Origin of the sequence: Streptomyces sp. NPDC050759, from assembly GCF_044456945.1 — a bacterium.
Taxonomy (GTDB): domain Bacteria; phylum Actinomycetota; class Actinomycetes; order Streptomycetales; family Streptomycetaceae; genus Streptomyces.
Window position 1 is genome coordinate 307,564 of record NZ_JBITGI010000002.1, and the last position, 22,665, is coordinate 330,228.

At 72.0% G+C, this 22,665-nt stretch carries 11 protein-coding genes; 3 read left to right on the top strand and 8 right to left on the bottom strand.

From position 1 onward, the window contains the following. Together ACIBJB_RS07250 and ACIBJB_RS07255 are read right to left on the bottom strand one after the other, a co-directional pair. Positions 1-2,607, bottom strand: coding sequence for a right-handed parallel beta-helix repeat-containing protein (locus ACIBJB_RS07250; protein WP_398927400.1), 2,607 nt, complete (start codon positions 2,605-2,607; stop codon positions 1-3). Beyond that, entirely contained in the window at positions 2,604-10,694 is an 8,091-nt protein-coding gene (locus tag ACIBJB_RS07255) for a hypothetical protein (RefSeq protein ID WP_398927402.1), read from the bottom strand. The genes ACIBJB_RS07250 and ACIBJB_RS07255 overlap by 4 nt, the downstream gene beginning before the upstream one ends. A 183-nt stretch (positions 10,695-10,877) precedes the next feature. Between ACIBJB_RS07255 and ACIBJB_RS07260 the strand changes: the two genes are divergently transcribed. From ACIBJB_RS07260 to ACIBJB_RS07270, 3 genes are read left to right on the top strand one after another with little or no spacing between them, the layout of a single operon-like run. Next, positions 10,878-11,807: a serine/arginine repetitive matrix protein 2 gene (locus tag ACIBJB_RS07260; RefSeq protein WP_398927405.1), complete on the top strand. Its 930-nt coding sequence runs from the start codon at positions 10,878-10,880 to the stop codon at positions 11,805-11,807. A gap of 49 nt (positions 11,808-11,856) precedes the next feature. Continuing rightward, a complete protein-coding gene (locus ACIBJB_RS07265) occupies positions 11,857-12,165 on the top strand; it encodes a hypothetical protein (RefSeq protein WP_069766306.1) in 309 nt (102 codons plus the stop codon). Positions 12,166-12,195: 30 nt separating this feature from the next. Next, positions 12,196-12,525, top strand: coding sequence for a hypothetical protein (locus ACIBJB_RS07270; protein ID WP_398927407.1), 330 nt, complete (start codon positions 12,196-12,198; stop codon positions 12,523-12,525). Between the two features lie 65 nt (positions 12,526-12,590). Here the strand turns inward: ACIBJB_RS07270 and ACIBJB_RS07275 are convergent, their stop codons facing one another. From ACIBJB_RS07275 to ACIBJB_RS07300, 6 genes are all read right to left on the bottom strand, one after another. Beyond that, the gene (locus tag ACIBJB_RS07275; RefSeq protein ID WP_398927409.1) at positions 12,591-17,165 is read right to left on the bottom strand and encodes an FtsK/SpoIIIE domain-containing protein; all 4,575 of its coding nucleotides are present in this window, start codon (positions 17,163-17,165) and stop codon (positions 12,591-12,593) included. Then, the gene (locus tag ACIBJB_RS07280; RefSeq protein WP_398927411.1) at positions 17,162-18,304 is read right to left on the bottom strand and encodes a hypothetical protein; all 1,143 of its coding nucleotides are present in this window, start codon (positions 18,302-18,304) and stop codon (positions 17,162-17,164) included. The genes ACIBJB_RS07275 and ACIBJB_RS07280 overlap by 4 nt, the downstream gene beginning before the upstream one ends. 62 nt (positions 18,305-18,366) lie before the next feature. Further along, on the bottom strand, positions 18,367-18,876 hold the full coding sequence (locus ACIBJB_RS07285; protein ID WP_398927413.1) for a sigma-70 family RNA polymerase sigma factor: 510 nt from the start codon (positions 18,874-18,876) through the stop codon (positions 18,367-18,369). 548 nt (positions 18,877-19,424) lie between these two features. Beyond that, positions 19,425-20,546: a PP2C family protein-serine/threonine phosphatase gene (locus tag ACIBJB_RS07290; protein WP_398927414.1), complete on the bottom strand. Its 1,122-nt coding sequence runs from the start codon at positions 20,544-20,546 to the stop codon at positions 19,425-19,427. 338 nt (positions 20,547-20,884) lie between these two features. Then, entirely contained in the window at positions 20,885-21,649 is a 765-nt protein-coding gene (pstB, locus tag ACIBJB_RS07295; protein ID WP_398928405.1) for a phosphate ABC transporter ATP-binding protein PstB, read from the bottom strand. A gap of 98 nt (positions 21,650-21,747) precedes the next feature. After that, entirely contained in the window at positions 21,748-22,638 is an 891-nt protein-coding gene (locus ACIBJB_RS07300) for a sortase (RefSeq protein ID WP_398927416.1), read from the bottom strand. Between the last annotated feature and the right edge of the window lie 27 nt (positions 22,639-22,665).

The window sequence follows — 22,665 nt, forward strand, 5'->3', positions numbered from 1 at the left end:
TTACGGCAGGTCCTGTTCGTCCAGCTGCATCAGCTGGGCGGAGTCGGGCGCGGTGAGTTCGGACACCCGCATGGCCTGGCGTTCGGTCATGTGCTGGAAGAGCCGGCGGGCTGTGCGGCCGTTGCCGAACTGGGCGTTGCGGGGGATGCGTTCGACATACTCGGCCAGTGCCTTGCGGGCGGCGGTGGTGAGTTCGTACCGGTGGCGCTGGGCGTGGTGCTCGACGATGCTGACGAGTTCGGCCGAGCTGTAGTCGGCGAAGGTCAGGCTGCGGGTGAAGCGGGAGGACAGACCGGGGTTGGAGCCGACGAAGCGGTTCATGTCGTCGGGGTATCCGGCGGCGATGACGACGACCTCGTCGCGGTGGTCCTCCATGAGCTTGACGAGGGTGGCGATGGCCTCGGTGCCGAAGTCGCTGGCGGCCCCGGCCGGAGCGAGCGCGTAGGCCTCGTCGATGAAGAGCACGCCGCCACGGGCCCGGAGGAAGGCCTCGGTGGTCTTGGGGCCGGTGTGGCCGACGTACTCGCCGACGAGGGCGCTGCGGTCGACCTCGACCAGGTGGCCCCGGGTGAGCAGGCCGAGGGCCTTGAGGAGGCGGCCGTAGAGGCGTGCGACGGTGGTCTTGCCGGTGCCGGGGTTGCCGGCGAAGACCAGGTGACGGCTGAGCGGCGGGGCGGGCAGTCCGGCCTGCTCGCGCAGCCGTACGGTCTGCATCAGCTTGACCATGCCGCCGACATCGCGTTTGACGCTGTCGAGGCCGACCAGTTCGCCGAGTTCGGCGAGCAGGTCTTCGAGGGTTTCCGGCTCGGTTTCGGGTTCGCCCTGCTGCCACAGTTCCTCTCCGGCGGGGGCGGTGGGGTGGCCCGGGGTGCTCGGGGTGCTGGGCTCGAAGGGGGCCGTGGGCCGGGGCGGGGGCGTGCCCGGCCGGTCCGTCAGAGTCGGGAGTACGGCCGTGCGCACGCGGATCGCCGCGCAGTCCTCGAAGACCGGTTCGGCTCCGTCGGCGAGGCCCACGTCCTGCCCGCAGTCGAAGACGCGGCAACCCCGGAAGCGCACCTCGGAGCTCTTGCCGATGTGCAGCGCGGGGAAGGCGGAGCCGGTGAGGTCGCAGTGGTCGAAGGTGCCGCTCACCAAGTCGCCGACCAGGATGGCGTTCTTGCCGCTGCCGTCGACGCGCACCCCGCTGACCTCGGCCGTGGCCCCCCGGCCCAGCACCAGGCCGCTCCCGGCGGCGCCCGACACGCCGCCGCCGGTCATCATGAGGCGGCCGCCCGCGTCGACGGTGACGCCGGCGGCGCCCGCCTCGGCGATCCTGGTGCCCAGCAGTACGGCGGCGGAGTCGGTGCCGATCTCGACACCGCTGCGGCGCTGGCCGAGGGCCGTGCAGTCGCGCAGTTCTGTGGGCCGGTCGGCGGTGGAGCGGATCCGGACGCCGGTCTCGCCGCCCGTGACGCGGACCGCGTCCAGGACCGCCCGGGCCTCGCCCTCGATGTGCACTCCGCAGGTGCGGAAGCCCTCCAGGGTGCTCTGGGCCATCTCGACCTGGGCCTCCTCGACCGCGGCCATGCCGTGGTCGCCGCTCCGGCGCACCCGGCCGCCGCTGATCATCGCGACCGCGCGCTCGCCGAAGTGCAGGGACGTGCCGCCCGCGTGGTCGACGGTCGTCTCGTCCAGCAGCACGGTCGCACTGCCCACGGCCAGCACCCCATGTCCGCCCGGTGCACCGATCCGGCAGCCGCGGGCGGTGAGACGGGCGGTGTCGGTGGCCTCCAGGCCGTTGCCGCCGGGCTCGGTGACCCGGCAGTCGGTGAGTTCCGCCCGCGCCGCGTGGGAGAGGCGTACCCCGGACCGTGCGGCCGCGTCGATCCGGCTCTCGGCGATCACGGCCTCGGCATCGTCCTGGACCAGGAGGCCGTTGCGCCCGGCTCCGGTCAGGGCGCAGTCCCGGGCCAGCAGCCGTGCCTGACCGCGGACCCGCAGCGCCGAACCGGAGACGCCCCGCACCCGCAGCCGTTCGGCGAGCAGTACGGCGGTGCCGGAGAGCACCGCACCGATGCCGTCGACCTCCTCGATCAGCGTGTCCTCGACCCGCGCGCGGGCGTCGCCGGTCAGGTGCAGGGCGGTGTTGCGGGCGTCGCCGAGCGTGGTGCGGCGCAGCAGCAGGACGCCGCCGCCGTTGACGGGGTCGGCCAGTTCGGCGGCGAGGTCGGCGTCGGATGCGAGGCTCGCGTTGGCCACCGCGGAGGAGCCCGTCGCCGAGCCGACGACCTCGATACGGCCGCCGTTCAACTCGCACTCCTGAAGCGTCAGCGCCGCCGCGTCCTCGACCCGGACCAGCGGCCCCGCGGGGTCGGTGCCGCGCAGCACCAGTCCGGTGAGCACGCAGTTGGGCGCGGTGACGGTGACGGCGGGTCGGGCGGGCGGGCAGACGACCACCGAGCCGACGCCGCCCTCGGGTTCCAGGACGACCCGGCGGGCGAGCCTGAGCGGCTCCGGGTACTCGCCGGGCTCGATGGTGACGACCGCGTCGGCGGGGGCGGCGGCCAGCGCGGCCGTGATGGTCCGGTGGGCTCCCCTGCCTTTGGCGGCCACGCGTATCAACGTCATGCGGTGGTGCCTCCGTTCGAGCCGTCGACCGGGTGGGTGTAGTAGCCGGGGCCGATCGAGACAGTGAGTTCCTTCATGAGGAACAGCTGGTAGAAGGTCTTGTCGATCAGCTTGCCGGCGGCGCCGATAGCGATGGTGTCCAGGAAGCCGCCGCGGTGGAACCAGCGCCCGCCGAGGTTGTTGGTGAGGAGCGTGCGGCCCAGGCCGGTGCTGACACCGGCGATCGCGCCGCCCGCCGCGCCGATCGCGCCCGCCAACAGCGCGTCCGTGCCGTGGAGTTTGACGGTGTTGCCGTCCTTGTCCTTCACGCCGAAGACCGCCGCTGTCGCCGCGCCACCGACGAAGCCTGCCACCACGCTGCTGCTGAGGCCTACGCCGAAGTCGTAGCTGCCCAACCGCCAGCGGAGCACCTTCTCGTTGCCGCCCCACTCGTCGCCCCAGTTCTTGTCGTTGGGGCGGCGGTTGTACGGGTTGCCCTCGTCGACCTGGCCGAGCCCGGTCCGCCACGGGCCACCGCGGTAGGCGGCGAGGTGCCCGGCGGAGAAGGTGCCCTTGACGCCGGCGCTGATGGTCGCGCCGAACGCGGCCTTGGCCACGTCGGTCACCGTGAACGGGGTGCCGGTGGCGGCCGCGACGATGCCGTAGACCGCCAGGTTCATGGTGAAGTCGAGGATCCACTCCTGGACGAACTCCACGAGGAGCTGCCGCCCGGCCCGGTAGGCGAACGGCTTGACGGTGGACACGCCGTCGATGCTCGCGCCCCACTGCCAGATGTTCGCCTCCTTCCAGGTCCGGTTGAAGCCGCGGAAGTCGGCCAGGGCGCCGGTGAAGTTGGTCTCCCGGCCGGCGAGGGAGACCCGGCCGAAGGTGTCGGTGTGCCAGACGAACCCGGCGACGGTCCGCTGGTCGATCATCGTCACGCCGTCGGTGCCGTAGCGGCGCCACTGCTTGTGCCAGTCCTCGCTCTCCAGGTAGGTGCCGTCCTGGAGTTCGATCTTCCGGCCGATCTCGACGCCGTTGTCGTACTCCTTCCACACGTGCCGGTCGATGGTGTTGAGCCCCGCCGGGTTGGCGGCGTACTCGCGCACCCGGTGGGGCACGTCGGTGAGCCACGACGTGCCGGCGGGCTTGGCCAAGATCTCCTGGACGGTGTGGTTGACGCTGGTGACCTGGTCCTTCCAGACGGCGCCGGGCTGCCAGTCGGGCAGCGGATTGCCGTCGCCGTCGATCCACTGGCGGACGCGGTCGCCGGGGCCGGTGCCGAAGGTCTTGATCGTGCCGTTCGCCTCGATCTTGTTCCAGTGCCAGGTCCGGCCGCCGGCGGGATGGGGGACGGACCAGGAGTCGATCGTGGTGCCCTTGCCCAGGAGCCGGTGGTCGCGGACCAGTTGGCCCGTGCGGTCGAAGTCCTGGAAGGACTCCCGGTCCCAGCCCCAGGCCGTGACGTCACCCCGGTGGTGGTTGAGCTTGCGGACGCCGCCGTTGCCGAGGCTGTCGGTCCAGCGCACGTTCCCGTCGAGCATGCCCGTGGAGGTGACCTGGATCGGGTTGCCGGTGCCTGCCGGGTCGGGCCAGGTGTCCTGGCGGGCGACGACGAGGCCGTGGTGGTCGTAGCGGGTCCAGTCGCCGTTGTTCAGATGGGCCGGGGTCTGCTGGCCTGGGGCCGGGCGGTATTCGACGACCGTGCCGTCGTCCAGGCCGGACCGGACGACGTTCCACTGGCGGCCCGGCACGTTCGGCGTGTACCAGTCGTTGCCGGCGGGGTTCACGGCGACCCGGTCCTGCCAGACCACCCGACGGCCGTCGATGGTGGCCGAGGTGAAGTCGGCGCCGCTGTAGGTCCGATGGCCCTGCGGTTTGCCGGTGCCCTGCGACCAGGGGAGGTAGCCGTCGTGGAGGTTCACCCCGTTCGGCATCTTCACATCGCCGACGGTGAGGGTGTCTCCGTTGAGCAGCTTGCGGCTCTCGCGGACGACGATGCCGCCGCGCAGGATGTCGGTGGTGGTGTCGCCGCTGACCAGCCGCACACCGTGGACGGGGGCGCCGCCACCCGCCGGGGTCTGGGTGAAGGTGTGGACCTGAAGCTTGCCGTCCTTCTTCAGCCAGGGCACGTTGTCGAGGTTCACGGCCCGGTAGTCGCTGCTCATCAGCGAGCGCCAGGCGACCGGGGGCCGCTGCTCGGCGAAGCGGCGGATCTCCAGGAAGTCGCCGTTCTTCAGGGTCAGTCCGGCGCCGTTCTCCTTGCCGTGCGCGGACCAGGACGTGTACTCCGCCTTGGGCACGCCGTCCGCGCCGATCTTCGTCTGGTGGAAGCGGCGCACGTCGTGCGCGGACCAGGTGAAGCGGCCCCACTTCTCGTGGACGACGACGTTCGCGCCGGACTTCGGATGAACCATCGTGTCGGTGAAGCCCCGGCCGGGGCCCCAGTCGCGGGTGCCGTTGGCGATCGGCCGGTACTCGCTGTCGTAGCGCGTCCAGGTCGTCTTCGCGAAGCTCTGGGTCAGCGGCTTGTTGTCCAGTCCGGCAAGGACGTGACCGCCGTCGGGGGTCGCCTGGAAGTGCCGGACCCGGGTGTCGACGCCCAGGGTCGTCGTCACGTCGAACCAGCTGCGGCCGCTCTCGCCCCAGTGCCGGGTGCCGAAACGGACGACCGCGCCGTTCGCGTCGTACTCGGTCCAGCCGCCGCGCTGGTTGAAGCGGCCGAAGTCGCCGACTCCGGCGGGCGAGTGGTAGGAGTCGAGCACGTGCCCGTTCGGCAGGGGCCTGCGCTCGAAGACTTCGACACCGGAGTGGCTGAGGAGCTGGACACGTCCCTCGCCGAGGCCCTTCGTGTTCAGGGTTCCGCCGTCGTACCAGCCCCGGGCGCCGGTGACCGCCTGGGGGTTTCCGGTGCCGTCCAGGCGCACGCGCTCCCAGGTCGGCTTGGTGACGCCGTCCGTCGGGTGGGTGACCTTGAGGTACTCGTTGGGCTTGAGGGTGCCCTTGTCGACGATGTTGATCCGCTGCTCGGTGATCCTGCCGAGGTTGTCGTACAGCTTGTACTCCCCCGCCCGCGTGCCCGGGAAGCCGTCGACGCGGTAACCGCCGCCCGGCTGGGGCGTGACGGTGTGGCCGCCCGCGGGAACCGGGGTCAGCTCGCCGTCGAGGAGGGTGTGGGTGTCGGTGCGGATGAAGCGGGTGCCGACCGAGTCGGTGAGCTGGATGGTGTCGAACTGGTGGGCGCCCTGGCCGTCGTGGACGCGGAACACTCCCGTGCCCGCCGTGTCCACGGCGGCGAGGTCGACCCGGCCGCCCGCGTCGACGAGGAGGATCTCGCCGTCCTGGTTGATCCGGAAGCCGGCGCCTCCTGGCCTGGCGGCGACCCGTACGTCGTCCATACGGGCCAGGTTGGCGTCGAGCAGGTCGACGGCGCCCGCCGGGTGGAGCTGCAGGGTGCGGCCGACGGGGGCGCCGCCGCCGTCGACAACGCCCCGGGTGACGGTGAGGGTGCTGCCGGGACCGGCGGTGACGGAGGCGTGCGGTACCGGGGCGCCGTTCATGTCCTTCAGCACCGGGACCGGGTTGGCGCCGGTCGTCGGGGTGTGGACGAGGCCGCTGCCCTGGGCGGGGGTGGGGGTCGTGATGTCGTCGGTGTGCACGCCCTGGGCGTTGACGGCGATGTGGTGGTCGCCCTGGTGGATCCGGAAGCCGCCGCCCTGCTGCGGGACGACGACGGCGCCGTCCAGGCGGGGCGGGGTGCCGCCGAGGCCGATCCGGATCTCGCCGCCCGCCAGCGGGCCGCCCTGGAGGGTGAGCAGGTCGTGGGTGTGGGTGCCGTTGGGGCCGTAGACCGTGGTGCGGTTGTTCGGGGCCGGTACGTGGAACTCGTTGCCTACCCGCGTGATCGCGCCCTGGTCGACGCCCGTCAGGTCGGTGCGGGCCGGCGCGCCGCCCGGTGTGTTCGGTACGAGGGCCACGTGGCCGGTGCCCTGGAGCGGGACCGCGGTGTGGGTACGGGTTCCGGCGCCGTCGAGCGCGTGGCCGGGGGTGCCGGTGAGGTCGACGTGGAGGCGGCTGCCGGCGAGCGGGCCGCCTTGGATGTCCAGTAGGTCGTGGGTGTGGTTGCCGTTGCCCGCGTCGAAGACGGTGGTGCGGTTTCCGGGGGCGGGGACGTGGAACTCACCGCCGACCTGCGTGATCGCGCCCTGGTTCGAGCCGACCGCGTCCACCCGTACCGGGGGGCCCTGTCCGGCGGGGATGTGCACGAGGTCGTTCGTGCCCTGGAGGGTGAGCACGTCATGGGTGCGGACGCCGTCGAGACCGACCACGATGTGCCGGTTGCCGTCCTCGATCCGGAACGCGGACGGCGGCTGCGGGGTGGGCGGGACGGCCGGGTGCTGCGGGGTGACGGTGGCGCCGGCGATCCGGTTCCCCGCGGCGTCGACCAGGTGCGGGCCGCTCAGATAGCCGCCGCCCTCGATCCTGATCGCGTCGTGGGAGAAGGCGCCGTTGGCGGTGTGAACGCTGACGACTCCGGCCGGGGTCTGGGGCGTGCGGACGTGGTAGACGCCCTGCACCGGGGCGACCGTGGCGCCGGGGTGCGGGACGGCGAGGGCGTCGGTGAGCTGGGGACGGCCGGCGCCGGTGAGCACGTACAGGTTGTTGCCGGCGCCGCCGCCGGTCAGGTGGGTGCCGGTGCGGCCGGGCAGACCGGTCGCCAGGTCGTAGAGCTGGAAACCGCCGGGGGCCGGGAGGCTCAGCTCGCCGCCCGCGGTGTAGCGAGGCTGCCCGGGCGGCAGCGGGGGCCCGGACACGTGCCGTACGGCGTTGCTGCCCAGCAGGTCGATACCGACCGTGGTGCTTGCGTGGGGGCCGCCGGCCAGGGTGATCAGGCGCTCGTCGCGGACGGGGGTCGGGCCGCCCGCGGCGCCCAGGGTGAGGTCGAGTCGGCGGATCTCCACGGCGCTGACGGCGTGGTCGACGCGGACGAGGTCGGTGCCGTTCGGGCCTGCGCCGGACAGGTGCTGGGCGGTGACCGGGGGCGCACCCGCCGCCTGGAGCGGGGTGACGCCGGTGATCTGGCCGGGTGTGGTGCCGAAGTGGACCTGGATCTGGGCGTTGGTCACGCCGGGGACGTTCACCGTGACAGGTGGGGCCGCGGGGCCCTGGGCGGGCAGGTTGGCGGGGTTCAGGTGGGGAGGATTGACCGGGCCGTGTACGGCGGTGAGGCCGGGGTTGCCGGTCAGGCTCGCGTTCGTGGGCGGCATCGGGCCCAGGACGTGGGAGGTGGCCAGGGTTCCCGGTGGGAAGTGCTGCATGCCGCCGACCGGTGCCCAGTTGTTCGCGGCGCTGAGGGAGTAGGTCCACTGGTCGGTGCCGCCGTTGTTCGGCAGGGCGCGCTGGACGATGAGGACGTCCTGGCTGTTCTGTACGGCGTGCCAGGCGGTGACGCCCTGGACGCCGCCCGTGTTGACGTGGATGTTCGTGCCGTGGGGGCCCGTACCGGGGGTGACCCGGACGCTGACGCCGGGCAGCGAGAGGTCGATGTTGGTGAACGTGTGCTGGAAGTTCAGCCGCACGCCGGTCATCATCCGGACCTCGATGGTCCGGGAGGCCAGCGCGGACAGGTCCACCTGGCCGAGCTGCGGCAGGTCCACGATGTGGGCGCCGGGCGGGTTCAGGCCGCCCGTGTTGGCCGGGGTGGGTGTCGGGGTCGGGCTCACGTGACTGACCTCGGCGGCCGGGGTGGTGGGGTGGCCCGTGCCCGGGGTGGCGATGTGGGCCGGGGTGGCGACGTGGGCCGGGGTGGGGGTGTCGAGGTGCGCGGCGGGGGTGGTGCCGAGGGCGGGAACGTCGACATGGGCGAGGTTCACGCCGGGGGTGCCGGCGGCGGTGACGGACGGGGCGTCCACGTGGGTGGCGTTCAGCCCGGACGGAACGTCGACGTGGGCGAGGTTCAGGTCGGCGCCGTTGGCCGCGCCGGTGCCCACGGACGGCACCTCCACGCGGCCGACGTCGACGTTGACGCCGCTCACCCCCCGCGCGTCGACCGACGGCACGTCGGCCCGGCCGATGTTCACGGACGGCAGGTCCACGCGACCGGGGTGCACCGACGGGGTGTCCAGCCGCGACAGGTTCACCGCCGGCAGGTCCAGGTGGCCGGCCGATGGCATGTCGACGTGGGCCATCGAGCCTGCTGTCGGGATGTCGGTGATCCGCGCGTCCACGCTCGGCATGTCGATGTGGATGACGTGCGAGCCGGAGGACACCGAGCCCAGGCTCGGCACGTTGATCTGTGCGACGGACGGGACGTCGACCTGCCCGGTCGCCGGGAGGTTGATGTGCCCCACCGAGGGTGTCGACACCGACGGCAGGCCCTCCAGCCGGCCGACGCCCGCCGTAGGCGGTGAGAAGCGCACGCTTCCGGTGCCGACGGAACCGAGGTTCGGCACGTTGACGGGCCCGGCGTCCAGTGCCCCGGCACCGGTGCCCATCGACGGCACGTTGATGCCGCCCGTCCCCGGCGCCGTCACCGAGGACATCGGGCCCAGCGTCGGCAGGTCGAGGTGGCCGACGCCGCCGATCGTCCCGCCTGTCGCCGGGATGTCGACGACGCGGGCGTCGATGCTGGGCATCGAGGCGGAGAGCTTGCCGCCCAGGCCGTGGAAGCCGCTGAGGTTGATCGTGCCGATGGAGCCGGACAGCTGGGTCGGCGTGAGGTTGCCGAGGCCCGAGGCGATGCCGCCGCCCGTGATGCCGGGTGTGAACTGCCCGGTGCTGATGCTGGGCAGGGAGCCGAGGCCGGCGCCGGGCCGCAGGACGTCGAGGCCGGCCGCGATGCCGCCGCTGACCTTGCTCGTCACGCCGAGGAACTGGCCGCCGGCGAAGGCGCCGTAGCGGTACATGCCGAAGAGGCCGCGGTCGATGACACCGATCTTCAGCGCGAAGGCGAGGCCGTTGCCCATCTCGTCGGCGGCCACCGGCAGGAAGAACCGCAGTCCGTTCAGGCCGCGCACGCCGTTGATCAGGCCCGCGCCGAGTGAACTGCCCAGGCCCCGGATGCCGTTGAGGCCGCCGATCACGGAGCGCAGGCCGAAGAAGGTCTTCGCGCCCATCAGGTTGATCACGGTCAGTTCGGCGGAGGCGGGGATGACGCTGAAGCCCTTGCCGAAGGAACCGCCGGTCATCGTGAAGCCCTTGATGCCCGGCATGAACGTCAGGTTCGGGACGTGCAGGCCGCCGATGCCCTTCAGCCCGTTGCTCAGCCAGATGTTGGTGGCCCGGAAGGCGTCGTCGACGCCGAGGCCGAGGCGGCCGAAGAGCCCGAGCGCGTTGGGGCCGCCGAGGAAGAGGTTCTTGCCGCCCGCCCAGGCTCCGACCCCGGCGCCCTTCAGGCCCTTCCAGACGTTGGCGAGGTTGATGCCCTTGGTGGTGGGCGCGATGACGCCGATGATCGACAGCACCAGTTCGGTGATGCTCGCCTTGCCCTGGGAGAAGTCCACCGCGGTCTTGATCAGCAGGGCCACGTTGAGCGCGATGGTGAACAGCGCGAGCGGACCGCCGACGATCATCGCCGGGATGACCAGGATCAGCGCGAGCCAGCCGAGCGCCTTCCAGAACTCCTCGCACTCGTCGATGGGCGAGGCGATGCTCTCGGCCGCGTCCCGGATGGCCGCCGCGGCTGTGCTCGCCGCGTCCTGCAGAGCGTCCTTGGCGTCCTCGGCAGTGGACTTGTGGGTCGCGCGGCCCTCCTCGTCGTCCTCGGCGAGTGCTGCCGCCGCCTCCAACGCAGCGTCCGCCCGCCGCTGTTGCTCCCGCATCACACCGGAGAACGTCCGCAGCGCGCTCTGCACGTCCACGTGCGCCTGCCGGAAGGTGGACACGTAGTTGCGCAGATCGCCGTCGATCACATCGCGCAGCGCGTCGGCGGTCTTTCCGACGAACGCCCCGTCGGTGGTGTCGAGGATGCTGTCCAGACCCGAGTCGATGGTGTCCGCCAGCTCGACCAGGTCGTCCTGGGAGGTGATCAGCTCGTCGATCCGGTCCGGGTCGCCAGGCGTCGGATCGCTGTCCATGCCGAGCGCGCTCCAGTCGGCGGGGCGGGCCATCGGGTCGAACGCTCCTTCCGATCGGGGACCTGTCGCCCTGTCCACGCACGGGGGCGGTGAAAAGGTTCAACCAAGGGGACGGCATTTTCCGTTGAAGCCGTTTGAACCATTCGGGGCCACTGGTGCGTGGAGAGACGGAAGGGATCCCGGGACCGCCCGGGGCAGGACCGAGCGGGAGGCGTGGTGCCCGACTTCTCCATCGACTACGGCGCCCTGCACAACGTGCAGGCGCAGATGCACGACCTCGCCGACGCCGCCGACTCGGGCGGCGCGAGCGGGGTGTTCAAGGAGGTCGGCGAAGCCACCAGCTCCGAGCGCAAGGCGCTGTTCGGCTCGTCCGACCTGTCGTACGCCTTCAATCTCTTCTACACGCGGTCCAGTTCGCGCACCAAGCAGGCCAAGGACGGTCTCTCGGAGCTCGCGGACACCTTCAGCGGGGTCGCGGACGCCTTCTTCAACGCAGACGCCCAACTGTCTTCCGCCGCCGGGCTGATGAGCGGCAGCATCGGCCTGGACGAGTGGAAGAACGACAAGGCGGCCTACGACGCCTGGCAGAACGACAAGACCGCCTGGGACGCCTATCTGCAGGACATCGGCGCCTCCGACTACTTCGCCGAGCACCCGGACGCCGACATCGGCACGGTCTGCAACGCGGACGACGCGCCCGGCTGGTGCGACACGTGGATCAACGACGACGACGCGCCCACCGACCCGGGCCCTGCCCCGGAGAAGCCGGCGGACACCCCGCCGACCTCGTACACCTACGAGGACGAACAGGGCAAGGTCGACGTCACCGTCGAACTGGACGACGACTACAACGTCATGAAGGAAACGTCCACCATCACCACCCCGGACGGCCAGTCCTACACGTCGGTCACCACCTACGACTCCGCGCCGCAGCTCATCACGCCGGAGAACGGCGACTCCTTCGACGCCCGCGACTACACGATGGAGACCACCTACGCGGACGGTTCGAAGACCACCACGGAGGTCGTGATCAACGACGACGGCTCCGGGACCATGACCACCACCGACGCGGACGGCAACACGACCGTCTCCACACGCCCCGGTCCGGACGACGACTGGTCCGAACCCGAGGAGGACGAGGAGTAGTCCCCCGGCCGGGCCGCCCCCAAGGACCCATGAGAAAGGTCAGTCAGGCATGGCAGCCAACATCTCCCTGTCGTACTCCGAGATCGAACGCGTCTCCAACCTCCTCGACACCAGCGTCGAGGAGACCCTGGTCCCGCGCATGGACGAGGCCAAGACGGAGGTCGACACCCTTCTGGACAACGGCCTGGTCCTCACCAAGGCCAGTCCCGCGCTCCAGGGTCAGTACGAGAAGTTCACCCAGTCCCTCAAGGACGCCACCGACAGCATCAAGGGCTTCGCGGAGCAGTTCCGCCAGATCATGCAGTCCGTCCAGGACATGGACCAGGACATCGCCGACAAGGTCAACAGCAACGGCTGAGCAGCACCCGGGCAGCAGGAGGCACACAGCATGGCAGTCACCATCAGCGGCAACCAGGACGTCGTCTTCGACTACGACGAGATCGCCCGGACCGCGACGACGATGGGCACCAAACTCACCGACATCAGCACGGAGTTGACCAACCTGGAGACCACGGTCAGCAACCTCCTCCAGGACGGCCTGGTCTTCGAGAAGGCAAGCCCGGCGCTGCAGTCGGCGTACGAGAACTTCAGCAAGCAGATGGGCGAGTCCGCCGCCAACATCAAGGCCTACGCGGACAGTTTCAACGACATCGCCGAGGCGATCGCCGAGTCGGACCAGACGATCGCGAACGACGTGGCGGCGGCGCAAGAAGGCTAGCCACGGCCCGTCCTACGAGAATGAGGGGTGACGCGGTGTCGCGTCACCCCTCGTTGTGTGTCCGGCTATCCGCCCAGGACCGTCAGCGGCACCTGGACCATGATGGGCGTGCCCGACTCGCTCGCCGTCCAGCCGCGGCCCGCCGGGAGCGGGGTGCGGACCTGTTCGGTGGCGATGCGGACGCCGATGAGGTCGCCCTCGGCGATGCTCTTGGGGCCCAGGAGGACGCCGCGCCGGGAGCGGCGGGCCATACCGACCCAGCCGAGGGAGCTCATCGACTCGGGCAGTCCGGCCAGCAGCAGGCCCTGGCGGCGGTCGCGTCCGGCGGCGGCGACCTGGCGCAGGACCTTGTCGGCCTTGCAGCTCAGGAGGAGGTCGGCGTCGTCCACGACGACCACGGTGGGTTTGCCCTCGACCGCCTTGAGTGCCTCGGTGACGGCCTCCGGCGAGGGATCGGGGTCGGTGAGGACCTGGGCGAGGTCGTGCGCGGCGAGCTGCCGGAGCTGGGACTCGCGGGGCGTGATGACGACCAGTGAGGTGCCGCCAAGCAGCAGGGAGACGCACATGGAGGCGAGCGTCGTACTGCGTCCGGTGCGCGGCGGGCCCGCGACCATGAAGGAGCCGCCGCCGGCCGCGAAGTCGTAGCCGAGCGGCTCGCCGGTGTCGCCGCCGACGCCCAGGAGCGCCCACAGGGGGCGCCGGTTGGCCTCGGGGACCTGGTCGACGGCTTCCTGGAAGCCGATGAGCGCGGGCAGTTCCGCGATGCCGAACGGCCGTCGCGCCTGGGGCACGGTCGCGTCCCGGGCCGTCGTACGGCGGCCGATCTCACGCAGCGCGTCGCCCTGGTCGGCGCCCTCCTCGGCCGGCAGGAGCGCGATCTGGGCCTCGATGCCGCTGGGCGCGAGCCAGCAGCGTCCGGCCGGAATGTGCTTCGGCACCTTGTGACGGCTCATGCCGGCGAGGTTGTAGTCGCTGGGGTCGGCCTGCCTGAGCAGCAGCCTCTGGTCGTTGTGGGCGGCGAGCCGCCCGCCGAGCAGCAGGCGTTCGGAGGTGGCGATGACATGGACACCGGCCGCCGTGCCCTCCCGGAGCAGGCGGACGATCTCGGTGTAGACGCGACCCCCGTCATAGTCGTCGAGCAGGGCGCCGAGCGCGTCCCAGCCGTCGATGAGGAGCAGCAGCCGGGCGGGGCGGCGATCCTTGGGCAACTTGGCCCGCAGGTCGTCGAGGCCGGCGCAGTCGTGCTGCGAGAGCAGTCGCTGACGTGCCGTCAACTCGCTGCTCAGGCGGGCGATGAGGCGCTCCATCCGCTCGGTGTCGTGGCGCGGGACCACAGCCCCGCAGTGCGGCAGGGACTCCAGCGCGCCGAGCCCGCCGCCGGCCGCGTCGATGCCGTAGATGTGCAGGTCGGAGCTGGGGATGGCGAGCGCGGCCGCGCCCGCGACGGTGCGCAGCACCTGGGTGCGGCCGGAGCGTGGGGAGCCGATGACGTAGAGGTGGCCGAAGGTCGCGAAGTCAATGGTGCCGAGCCGCTGTTCCTGGAGCTGCGGGATGTCGAGCAGGGCGTACGGGACGAGCGGCAGAGCGCCCGGCGGTGTCTTCGGGACCGGCGGCAGGTCCCCCACGCCGACGCTGTCGGCCATCGGGGGGAGCCAGGGGCTGGGCTGCGGCTGGTAGTCGTCGAGCAGGTCGGCGGCCCGGCCGATGGCCTCGACCAGGGCGCGCAGATCGGTGAGCGGCTCCTCCCCCGGCACCACGGCCATGGCCGGCTCGTCCTCCTCGTGGGCGGACACGTCGGCGGGACGGCCGAGCCGGGCCCAGGTCAGTTCGACGCCGCGTACGGGCCGGGCGGACACGGCGCGTTCGGCGCTCGTCCCGCCGCCGCGTTCGGCTCCGGCCCAGGCGCTCTGGAACGGCGTGGGCGGTCCGGAGCCTCGCCGGATGAGGGCCCGGCCGGGGTTGGCGGGCGAGATGCTGACCGCGTCGGGGGCGTTGATGATGTCCTGGCTCTCGGCCCGGTCCGTGACGCGCAGCGCGATCCGCAGGTTGGTGTTGGCGCGGATCTCGTTGCTGACCGAGCCGCCGGGCCGCTGGGTGGCCAGGATCAGATGCAGGCCGAGGGAACGGCCGCGCTGGGCGAGGCTGATCAGACCCGGTACGAATTCCGGGAGTTCGCGGACCAGGGTGGCGAACTCGTCGATGACGAGCAACAGCCGTGGCAGCGGCGGAAGTTCGGGGTCACGGGCCCGCTTGGCCCGGTACTCGGGGTGATCCTTCGCCTCGACCTCCGCCAGTACCCTTTCCCGGCGCCGCAGTTCGGCGTCGAGGGAGGCCAGGGCGCGCTCGACGAGGTGGCCGTCGAGGTCGGTGATCATGCCGAGGGTGTGCGGGAGTTCGGCGCATTCGCGAAAGGCGCTGCCGCCCTTGTAGTCGACGAGGACGAAGGTCAGTTCGTCGGGTCGGTTGGCGGCGGCCAGCGAAGCGATCATGGTCTGCAGCAGCTCGGACTTACCGGATCCGGTGGTGCCGCCGACGAGTCCGTGCGGCCCGTCCCTGACCAGGTCGAGACGGAGCGTGCCCTCGTAGCCAGTGCCGAGCACGAACGCGGTGGACGCCGGGCGGCGGGCCCACTGGGCGGCCAGCGCGGCCGGGTCGGGCGGCTCCTGGCCGAGCAGCGGCAGCAGCCGTACCTCGGTGGGCAGCCCGGAGTCGCTGTCGACGGTCACATCGCGTACGGGGGCGAGGGCGCGGGCGACCTCCTCGCACCAGTCGGCGTCCACGAGGTCGGCGCGGACGTCCTCGACGACGGGGGCGCCCGAAGTGCGTACGGTGAGCCGGTTGCCCTCGGTGGTGACGACGGTGGTGCACTCCTCGGGCAGCAGCCGCTCGCGTTCGTCCACGCAGAGGCTGAAGATGCGTACCGACGGCCCCTGGGTGAGGAGTTGGACCACGCCGGGCACGTCCCTGAGGCGTCGGGCACCGTCGAGCACGACCAGGATGTCGGGTTCGCTGAGCAGGGTGTGGCCGAGGGCGGAGGAGGCCTGGGCGCCGGCGCGGGCCTGGATGTCGGCGACGAGTTCGTTGACGCGGTGGGCCGTGGACTCGGGGTCGTTGCCGAGGGCGATGACGCTGCCGGGACGGCTGGGCCTGAGGTGCGGCAGCCAGCGCACCCAGCTCCAGGCGTCCGCGTGTTCGTCGCCGGTCAGGACGACGAACCTGAGGTCGCGCGGGCTGTGCAGGACGGCGGCCTGGGCGACGGCCCAGCAGGCCACCGTGCGGGGGGTGTCCCCGGGTCCGGCGATGCCGACGACGCGCAGGTCGGTGAGTTCGACGCCGAACGGGGCGTCGGCCAGGCGCCAGTGGACCTGGCGGTGGTTGGTCTCACGGGCCTGGTCGTCGATGCGCTTGAGGGAGGGACGGGTGACCGTGCCGAGCCGCAGGGTGAGGTGGTCCGGGTCGCGGCGGCGGCGCTGCCACAGCAGGCTGCCGGGGCCGGTGGCGGTGAGCAGCACGGTGGCCGGGTCGGGGAACGTCGTGTTGCGCAGGTCGCGTTCCTCGACGGTGGCGTCGCGCATCTCCCGCTCCAGGGCGGCGCGGCGCAGCCGGTACAGCCGTAGCGCATCCTCCTGTGCCTTGCGCCCTGATCGGCGGCCCATGACCCAGTTGCTCACCGCCATCATCGGCGTGAAGAAGATGAAGACGACGAAGTAGAAGGTACGGAACAGGCTCATCATGACCAGGCCCATGACCAGCGGGGCCATCATCATCATGAACGGGAAGGGCCGGCCCCGGCGCTCACCGGGCGGGCCCTGCATACGGATCGACTCGGTGTCGAGGTGCGGGGCGATGCGCGGGGGCCGGTTGTACTCGATACCGAGACCGTCGGCGGAGGCGTTGACGGCGGCATCCGGCTCGAAGGGGTCGACCCGGCGCAGGAGATGGTCGCCGAGGGAGAGGTCGGCGTAGTCGGGCCAGGGCTCGGAGCCGTCGTCCGGGGGCGGCAGTTGTCCGGCCGGGGCCGGCGCGGGCTCGGCAGGCAGGCCGTCGGGGCCGGGCGGAGCGGGGTGCGGGGTGTGGCCGCCGGGTCCGCCGTCGTACGGCCCCGCGGGTTCCTCCGCGGTGAGCGGGGTGCCGGTCTCGGGGTCGACGGGGGGCGGCGGGGTGAGGCTGCGCAGACCGTGCCGGGCCGGGTCGGCGTCCTCGGGCAGACGGAAGGTGACCTCGCCGTCACTGCCCACCGTGAGCCAGACGCCCTGCTCGGGGGCGTCACCGCCGTCCAGTCGCAGGGCGCAGCCGCGATCGGTGCCGACCTCGTGGCTGCCGGGGCCCAGCCACCAGGACCGGCCGGCCCCGGGGCCGCCCACGTGCCGGATCTCCACCAGCACCGGGTCGGTGGAGGGCGGCTCCCAGGACCGGGTGGCGCTGCGCGAGGGGACGGGGATGCCGAGGCCGAGAACCGCCCCGGTGCGGATGCCGCTGGCCGAGACGGGCACATCCGGGCTGACAGGCCGTTCACCGAGGTAGAGCCGAGGGCTCTCCAGCGCCAGGCCGAGATCGGCGACAGTGGCGTCCTCGGGGAGGTCCAGCAGATGGTCCGTCCGGCGCCCGGCGGGGTCGGCGGTGGTGAGGGTCAGTTTCACGGGGCGGTCCGTTTCACGGCCGGGCTCGGCTCGGCGGTCTGGGTCGGGCGGGCGGCGGGTGCGGTTGCCACGGCGGGACCGGCGGGCCTCGGCGGGCCGGCGCGGAACACCTGCGCCGGCTCCTCGCCCTCCTCGAACAGATCCGTCTCGCCCAGCCCGGTGGCGGCCTCGGAGGACGGGGCGGGCGGCAGGACCGGCGGGATGCCGGGCAACACCCGGGCAATGGCCCGGCCCAGCGCGTCACAGCGGGCGAGCAGCGGGCTGCCGGGGACGGCGACCCGGCCGTGCCGGTCGGTCAGCAGAGTCCGTACGTAGCCCCGCCCCGGGCCTCGGACGAGGACGCGCAGGGCAGGGGTGTCACCGGGCGGGGCAGCCAGCTCAGGGGGCAGCGGGTCCGGCAGTTCGGCGGCGATCAGGACAGGGGCGATGCCGAGCCTCGGCGGGGTCTCGCGGGCCATCCGGTAGGCGTCGCGGACCGGTTGTCCCGGGTGGTCCCGGTGCACTCCCTCGGCGACGACGACCAGCGGGCCGGGCAGCCGTACGTCGAGCTGGGCGGCGAGCGCTTGGAGCAGGGCACGGGAGGCACGGTCGTCGCCGGTCACGGAGAGCACGGGCGGGCCGACGGCCAGGTCCAGGAAGGCGCACTGCTGCTCGCCGGCGAGGTCCACGGTCCCGGCGGCCACCACGATGGGGCGGGCGTCGGCCGCCTCCGGCGTCACCGAAGGCAGCTCGGCGCGGGCCACTGTCCAGGGCTCCGGCCCGCCGCGCCCCGCCAGCAGGACGGTCACCGTGCCGACGCCCACCACCGCGGCGTACGGGCGCGCGGGCGCGGCGGCCCGGCGGGCGGCGGCCAGGGCGCGTTCGGCGTCGCGCCAGGTGGCCTGGTCGCGCAGCCGCCGGACCAGCAGCCGCAGCGCCCGCCGGTAGCCCAGCCAGGCGCGTACGGGTTGCGCGAACGCGTGGGCCGTGACGGCCAGTTCGCGCCGCAAACGCGCCCGGGCGGCCCGCCAGCCGCCCCACCGCATGGCCCACACGCGCAGGAGCAGGAAGAGGAGCAGCGCAATGCCGGCGATGCCGAGCCACCGGAAGATGGCATCACTGTTCTGACGGAACCAGACGAAGGGGTCGATGTTCCTCACTCGGTGTTCCTCACTCGGTGTTCCTCACGCCTTCCAGCCGATGGTGCCGTTTCCGCTGTGTCTCATGCCGCCGGAATCTCGCGCCGTATGGCTTCCAGCGCGTAATGGTTGCGCGACTTCACCGTGCCTTGCGGCACACCGATCAAGCGGGCGGCCTCGGCCCGGGTGCGATCGCGCAGGTGGACGTGGAAGAGCACCTCGCGGTGCTCGTGCGACAGCTGTGCCAGGGCCCGCCGGACGACCTGCCGGTTGACCACGGTGTCGGCCGGATCGCCGGCGCCGTCGGGACGGTGCAGCATGTCCTCGGGCATGGCGCCGACCGGCACGGCCCGGTCACGTCTGCGGGCATCCACGGCCAGATTGCGGGCGACCCTCATGAGCCAGGCGAGTCGGTGCTGCTCGTCGTATCCGTCGAGGTCCGTGAGCCAGGCCCGCAGCATCGTCTCCTGGACGACGTCCTCGGCGCGGTGCAGGTCACCGGAGGTGAGCCTGCTCGCGTACCGCAGCAGGCGGGCCCGGTGGCGTTCCGCGGCGGGCGGGACGGGTAAGCCGACGGGGAGGTCTTGGGACATGGGGCGCTCCAGGACGTGAGTCTCTGAGGGGAGACGCTATTTCACGTGCGGCCGCTCTTCCTCCCGCAGATTCCGTGAAAAACCTGGCAAAGATAAGCAGAAAGAGCCCAGATAAACCCTAGAATTCACCTTCCATCCAATTAAAAATACGGGCGAGTATCCCAAAGCAGCCAAACGCCACCACCGCCGGACACCGATGCGCCTTGCGGGCTGAGCGCACGACAGGACCCCGTCAACCGCCAGGCACTTTCGACGAACACTGCAGGCGACGGCAGTCGGCGGTCTCCTTGCCGCGGCGTGTGATGCGCGGCGCGATCTGCTGGCGGAGCAGCCAGATCCGTCAGTGATCGAAGTCGTAGCCCTTGTCGGCGTGGAGCTTGGCCGGACGACTGCGCCCGCGACCACCGCGCGAGCGGATCGGTGGGATGCCCCGCATCAGCGGCACCCATGCCCGGCCCGCTGGCACTGCCGACACAAACCGACGCCGGCTCGTCCGGGCAAGGCCGGATCCGTGGTCCCGAGGATGGTCGGCACAGGTGTTCCGGTGATCAGAGTGCGAGGCGGCGGATCGCGACTACCGCCGCGTCGTCGTCGAGGTGTCCGTGGACGTGGGCCAACAGGTCGTCGTGGAGAAGGCGCAGGAGTCGGTCGGGGTCGTCCTTGGTCCATTCTGGCGCGCGTTCGGTGAAGGGGTAGAAGAGTCCGTCGGCATCGCGTGCTTCGATGACACCGTCTGTGTAGAGGAGGAGCAGGTCGCCGACCTCGAACGGGAATGTCTGGACGTCGTAGGCGGCAACGCCGAAGACCCCGCCGAATCCGATCGGGAGGTGGCTCGCCTCGGGCATGAGTGGGGTGAGGTGATCTCCCCGCAGGAGGAGCGGTGGTGGGTGGCCGCAGGCGATGAGGTGGACGACCGGATCGTGGTCGGGGATGTCGAGCAGGATGGCGGTGGCGAAGTCTTCGTCGGCGTCCTGTTCTGCCTCTGGCCGCCACTGGCTGGTGTCCCAGCGGAACGCGGCGTCCAGGTGGACGGCGAGGCGGGGCAGGGTGGCCTGCCGATGGGCGGCCGCGCGAAAGGCGCCGAGGAGCAGGGCGGCGTTGTTGATCGCGGCCAGGCCGTTGCCGCGTACATCGCCGACGAGGAGCCGGGTGCTGTGGTGGTCGGTCCGTGCGGCCGCGTACAGATCTCCGCCCAGGTCGGCTTCTTCTTCGGCGGGGATGTACAGGCCGGCGATCCGCAGCGGGCCGGCGCGGGTGGGCAGTGGCCGCAGCAGCACGCTCTGCGCTGCTGCGGCCACTGAGCGCACGCGTTGCAGCTGCTGTTCACGCCGGTCCCGGACCATACAGAGGGTGACGCAGACGAGGGAGACAACGATCAAGGCAGCGATCTGGGCCTGGATGTTGGCGGTGGGAAGGACTCCTCTCAGGATGCCGATCAGTACCTGGGCCGAGACCGCGAGGCCTCCCATCAGCGCGGTCATGCGGGCGCCGGCGAACGCCACGGTGATCGCGGGTGCCGCCACCAGCAGTGGACCGAGGTGGATGTGCGGAGGGGCCAGCACATCGACCACGCAGACCGTGACGATCATCCCCAGTGGGATCACGACCAGCGCGGGCGCGTGACCCGGCTGCCAGGAACGCCACACGTCCAGCCGTGATCGAAGGGCCATGGCTCAAGCCTTCCACCTACCTCCGAGTACGGGGATGCGCCGCTCGGAGACCGTGGACGGGGGCCGGTCGCGGCGGTGAGGTGAACGCCGTGGAAACAAGGGAAATCGACCGTGTTCTTGCATGCGCCGGGCCGCGGCCGCAAGGGCCGCTGGTATCGCTGGTGACCCACCACCCGTCAGCGGCATGCCGGTGGGCTCCGGAGGCATGCGGGACCCACCGGCATGTCTGATCAGGACATCTCACAGGCGGTGTTGGACAGCCGGCCGCGCCGCAGCAGAGACCAACCGGGCACCGTCGGATCATGGCGTCCGCGAGCCGGAAGTCGGTCGTGGCGTGCTCAGCCGAAGCGACCCGCCACGTAGTCCGCTGTCCGCCGGTCCTGCGGGGAGCCGAAGATGTTGTCCGTGGGGCCCGCCTCGACGATGCCGCCGGGAGTGCCCTCTTCGGCGAGGAAGAAGGCGCACTGCTGGGAGACACGGGCGGCCTGCTGCATGTTGTGGGTGACGATCACGACCGTCACCGCCCCGGCCAGTTCCTGGATCGTCTCCTCGACCCGGCGCGTCGAGGTGGGGTCGAGCGCCGAGCACGGCTCGTCCATCAGCAGCACCCGGGGCCGTACGGCCAGCGCGCGGGCGATGCACAGGCGCTGCTGCTGGCCGCCGGAGAGCGCGCCGCCCGGCTGGCGTAGGCGGTCCCTGACCTCCTTCCACAGGCCGGCCCGGGACAGGGACTCCTCCACCAGGGCGTCCTTCTCGTGCCGGTTCGCACGCGTTCCCGTCAGGCGCAGGCCCGCGACCACGTTGTCGTAGATCGACATGGCGGGGAACGGGTTCGGCTTCTGGAAGACCATGCCGATCCGCCGCCGGGCGTCCGTCAGCCGCCACGACGGGTCGTAGACGTCCTCGCCCTCGAAGAGGACCTCGCCGCCGAACCGCGCGGCCGGGATCAGTTCGTGCATGCGGTTCAGGGTGCGCAGAAACGTCGACTTGCCGCAGCCCGAGGGGCCGATGAGGGCGGTCACCCGGCCGGCGGGCATCGTCAGCGACACCCGGCTGAGCACCTGGTGGGCGCCGAACCAGGCCGAGACGGAGCGGGCCTCCAGGGTGGCGGGGGCGGTCGCGGGAGCGACGGGCGGCAGGACGACCGTGTCGGTCAGGGGCTCGGCTACTTCGGTCACGTCGGACACCTCACGGGAAGCGGTCACAGCAGGTTGGGCAGGAGTTCGGTGGTGCGGGTGGCGACCTGGAGGCCGAGCACCGCGACGACCGGGGCGAACACGATCCAGGTCTGGTGGCGGCCCCACCGGTGCCAGGCCCAGACGGCGGCCACGGCGGTCAGGAGGAGTGCCTGGAGCCACATGACCAGCGGCCACGGCACTCCGGCGGGCCGGGCCAGCGGCTCCTCGGAGTCGGGGAGCGTGCCGGCGCGGATGACCGCCGCGGGTGTCTGGAAGGGCGCGGAGATCAGGTCGGCATCGACGCGCAGGACACCGGAGGGGACGAAGCTGGGCCCGGTGGCGGTGACCAGGACCAGCCGCCCTTGGCCGGAGGCGAGCGGCGCGGGTGCCGGGTCGCCGGCCCGTCGTACGTCGCTGACCCGGTACGTCGCCTTGCCCTGGCCGGTGGTCACGGAGAACCTGTCGCCCGCCGCGAGCGAGGCGAGCCGGCCGAAGGGGCCGCCGTAGGCGGCGGCGCGGCCCATCAGGACACTGGTGCCGGCCTGGCCTGGCAGCGGGGTGTCGCGGCGGTGGCCGGGACCGTCGGTGAGGACGGCCGAGTCGGTGCCCTCGAGTACGACCTGGCTCATCCTGAGGCTGGGCATGTCGATCAGCGCGACCGGGGTGCCTGGGGCGAGCAGCAGGCCCTCCTGGTCGGCCTGGGCCACCGGGGCGGTGCCCAGGGCGAGCCGGCCGCGCATCTCGTCGAACGCGGCGTGCTGTGCGGAGTGTTCCTGGGCGGCGCTGACCACCAGCAGCTGTGCGGTGATGCCGAGAAGCAGGGCGGCGAGGGCGAGCAGGCCGCCGCGGGCGAGGTGGCGGACGGCGGTGACGCTGCGGACGCGGGAAAGCGTCAGGGGTACGGCGACCGTCACGGCGGCCCGCCTCCTTCACAGATGGTC

What these genes read in the sequence shown, in the direction of transcription:
- ACIBJB_RS07250 (WP_398927400.1), bottom strand. Translation starts at nt 2,607, where the DNA reads ATGACGTTGATACGCGTGGCCGCCAAAGGCAGGGGAGCCCACCGGACC.
- ACIBJB_RS07255 (WP_398927402.1), bottom strand. Translation starts at nt 10,694, where the DNA reads ATGGCCCGCCCCGCCGACTGGAGCGCGCTCGGCATGGACAGCGATCCG.
- ACIBJB_RS07265 (WP_069766306.1), top strand. Translation starts at nt 11,857, where the DNA reads ATGGCAGCCAACATCTCCCTGTCGTACTCCGAGATCGAACGCGTCTCC.
- ACIBJB_RS07270 (WP_398927407.1), top strand. Translation starts at nt 12,196, where the DNA reads ATGGCAGTCACCATCAGCGGCAACCAGGACGTCGTCTTCGACTACGAC.
- ACIBJB_RS07285 (WP_398927413.1), bottom strand. Translation starts at nt 18,876, where the DNA reads ATGTCCCAAGACCTCCCCGTCGGCTTACCCGTCCCGCCCGCCGCGGAA.
- ACIBJB_RS07290 (WP_398927414.1), bottom strand. Translation starts at nt 20,546, where the DNA reads ATGGCCCTTCGATCACGGCTGGACGTGTGGCGTTCCTGGCAGCCGGGT.